This window comes from Trebonia sp. (assembly GCF_049794275.1).
Classification (GTDB): domain Bacteria; phylum Actinomycetota; class Actinomycetes; order Streptosporangiales; family Streptosporangiaceae; genus Trebonia.
This window is the reverse complement of record NZ_JBARCR010000283.1, coordinates 1-3,121: the sequence shown is the minus strand read 5'-3', so window position 1 is coordinate 3,121 and position 3,121 is coordinate 1. Positions and strand designations below refer to the sequence as shown.

Below are 3,121 nucleotides of genomic sequence, written 5' to 3'. Positions count from 1 at the left end.
CCCAGGTCACGCTGGGCGGAGGGCAGCGCGATGTTCACGATCGTGGCATCCAGCACCACCATCAGCTGCGCCAGCCCGACCACGCCGAGAATCCACCAGCGCCGGGCCGGCTCCGAGGCTACCCCGGACAGCCCAGCCCGCTGTGATACGGCCGCAACCGCCGGTTCGCTCATTACACGAGCTTACGCCGGCGGCGGAAGGTCGGGTCGAGGGTGGTTGTAGCCTTTCGCGCATGCATCGTCTCACGACTGGAACAGGATCCCGCCAGGCCGGATCTGGGTAAGCAAGTTCTTAAGAAGAGGCGGTACGGCTGAGGGCGGCTATGAGGGTCTTCGGGTGGATAAATCCGCACATCCCGGAGGCCAGCGACGGCATCCTGACATCAGCCGGGATCTGCGAAGGGTTCGCCGGCGCCGGCGTTGGCTCACGCGTGCTGTTTTTCGCCGGGTTCGCCGGGCTCGTGGCCGGGACGCTGGCCATGGGTGCCGTTGAATACTCCAAGCTGCGCGCGGAGTACGACCAGCAGGCGGGTGAGCTTGCCGCCGAACGAGTGCGGCTCGAGACAACGCCTGACGCCGAGCTCGATGAGCTCACTGGTCTCTACGTGTCGCGTGGCCTTTCCCCCGACCTAGCCCGGCGCGTCGCGGTCGAGTTGACGGCCCACGATGCGCTGGCGGCCCACGCCGAGGCGGAGTACGGCATCACGGCGGCCTCTCGCATCGATCCGCTCCGTGAGGCGCTCGCGGTGAGCGGCGCCTTCGCGGCAGGGGCCTTGCTGCCCTGGCTGGCGATCGTGCTGATCCCCGGACCCACCAGAGCGTTCGTGACCTTTGTGGTCGTGCTGGCGGCGCTGGCGCTGACGGGATGGGTTTCCGCGCGGATTGCGCACGTCCGGCCCCTGTTGCCGATTGTCCGCACGGCGAGCATCGGCGGCCTGGCGATGCTGATTACCTATCTCGCCGGAGACCTTTTCCATCCGTGACAGAGGAATGATGGCGGCGGAGAGTCACCACGGGCCCGTTCCGAATAAAAATCACTTTCCCGCCTCGGCGAGTACGAGCTGCCTCTGCGTGACCCGCGCGGCCAGGCACTGCTGGGCGTCACGCAGTGTCTCGGCCGGATCGGCGGTCATGAAGTCTCTCCGAGGCCCCGGTTGCGAGGCTGCCGGCGGGCGGGGGCCGATGGCGCCAGCGGCAGCCGGGACGGGGGCTTGACCTCGGCCAGCCGCAGGTAGGTGACCAGCCGCGAGCCGCCGCGGGCGGCCAGGCCAGCCAGCACGGTCTGCAGATCGGCGACGTCGCGGGCGACGACGGTGAGGAGATAGTCGGTCTCGCCCGCCACGTTGTCGGCCGCGATGATCTGCGGCAGGGCACGGATCTGGTTGTCGAACGCGCGGCTGGACCGCGGGTCGTGACGCGCCAGGGCGGCCGTGATGTACACCTGCAGCGGGAAGCCGGCCGCGACCGGATCGAGCTGGGCGCTGATGATCCGGATGACGCCTGACTCCTTCAGCCGCCGGACTCGGTGCAACGTGGCGGCCGGCGACAGGCCCGCTAGCCGGGCGAGCTCGACGTTGGTCCGGTCGGCGTCCTCTTGCAGCGCGGTGAGCAGCTGGATGTCAACATCGTCAAGTTCAATAGCCATAATACAAAATATTATATCGCTGTAGGCCGCTAGTAACGAACACTGTATGCCTAAAGGCGATCATGGGCGTATGAACATTAACCGCCGTCACGCCGTGGCAGCCCTCATTGCGGCCGGGCTGCTGTGGGGCACCACCGTGCCGCTGTCCAAGCTGGCCCTGCAGTGGCTGTCGCCGGGGTGGCTCACGGCGGTCCGTTTCGGCCTGGCCGCCGCGGTCCTGCTGGTCGCGGCCCGCCGGCGGGGGCTGCGCCGCGCGTTCACTCCCGCGGTGCTGGCCGCGGGCGCGCTCGGCTACGGCGGTTCGGTCATGCTGCAGAACGCCGGGATCAGCCGGACCAGCGTTACTCACGCGGCACTGCTGATCGGGGCCGTGCCGATGCTCGTCGCGATCATCGCGGCGGTGTGGCACCACACCGTGGCCCGGCCGTTGGCCTGGTTCGGCTTCACCGTGTCGCTTGGCGGCATAGGCCTGATCACCGCGGGCAGCGGGGGCGGCGGGACGACGCTAGCCGGGGATGGCCTGGTCCTGGCGTCACTCGTCGTGTCGGCCACCGTCACCGTGGCCCAGGGCCGTCTGCTGACCGGCCGCGACCCGGTCGCGGTCACCGCCGTGCAGTTCCTCGGCGCCGCGCTTGGCGCGCTGCCGGTCGCTGCCCTCACCGAGGGCGCACCGCCCGTCCCGCATGGCGCTGGCCCGGTGCTGGTGGTCGTCGCGCTGGCCGCGGGCGGCACGCTGCTGCCGTTCACCCTGTTCGCATTCGGGCAGAGCAAGGTCTCCGCCGAGGTCGCCGGCGCGTTCCTCAACCTCGAGCCGCTGGTCGGCGCCATCGCGGGCGCGGTAGCGTTCGGCGACCCAGTTGGCGTCCCGCAGGCCGCCGGCGGCGCGGCCATCGTGGCCGGCATCGGGCTGAGCAGCCTGCCGCTGATCATCAGCCCCCGGGCGGTCAGGATGCGGAGCCGGCTGATTGAAGCGCCGCTCGGGCCGTCTGTTCCGGGGACGGTAAACCTGTTGGCCGCGCGGCCGGGTGGTCGTTATCGTCGCCTGCGTGACCGGTGCTGGGCGCTTGGACAGCGTGCCCGAGGAGGTGCTTGCCGCGTTCGGGCTGGCCGATACGGTACCGACGCGGCTGTCGGGAGGGCAGGGAACTGCCTGGCGGGCGGGGCACGTGGTACTCAAGCCCGCCGATTCGCTGCGAGCGGGCCGGTGGTTCGCCGAGGTCTACGATGCGCTGACCGGTCCTGGCTTCCGGGTACCGCGTCCGGTGCGGGCGCTGACCGGGGACTGGGTGGCGCCGGGATGGACGGCCTACCAGTGGGTGCCCGGCACCGCGGCGGACTGGTCCGGCGTTTCGCCGCGCTGGCCGGCCATGGTCACGGTGAGCCGGGCGCTGCACGCCGCGCTGGCCGGCGTTCCCGTGCCGGCGTGGCGGGCCACGGAGGAAAACCCGTGGACGATCGGCGACGAGGTGGCGTGGGG

General features: G+C 70.5%; 3 protein-coding genes. 2 read left to right on the top strand and 1 reads right to left on the bottom strand.

Going from position 1 to position 3,121, the window contains the following annotated elements:
- Window positions 1-322: 322 nt before the first annotated feature.
- Complete coding sequence (locus WA805_RS08015; RefSeq protein WP_422279023.1) at window positions 323-982, top strand: VIT1/CCC1 transporter family protein; 660 nt, start codon at window positions 323-325, stop codon at window positions 980-982.
- Between the two features lie 146 nt (window positions 983-1,128).
- Here the strand turns inward: WA805_RS08015 and WA805_RS08010 are convergent, their stop codons facing one another.
- Window positions 1,129-1,644, bottom strand: coding sequence for an Lrp/AsnC family transcriptional regulator (locus tag WA805_RS08010; RefSeq protein ID WP_422338619.1), 516 nt, complete (start codon window positions 1,642-1,644; stop codon window positions 1,129-1,131).
- Window positions 1,645-1,738: 94 nt separating this feature from the next.
- Between WA805_RS08010 and WA805_RS08005 the strand changes: the two genes are divergently transcribed.
- The coding region (locus WA805_RS08005; protein ID WP_425242015.1) for a DMT family transporter at window positions 1,739-3,121 on the top strand (1,383 nt) is incomplete at its 3' end.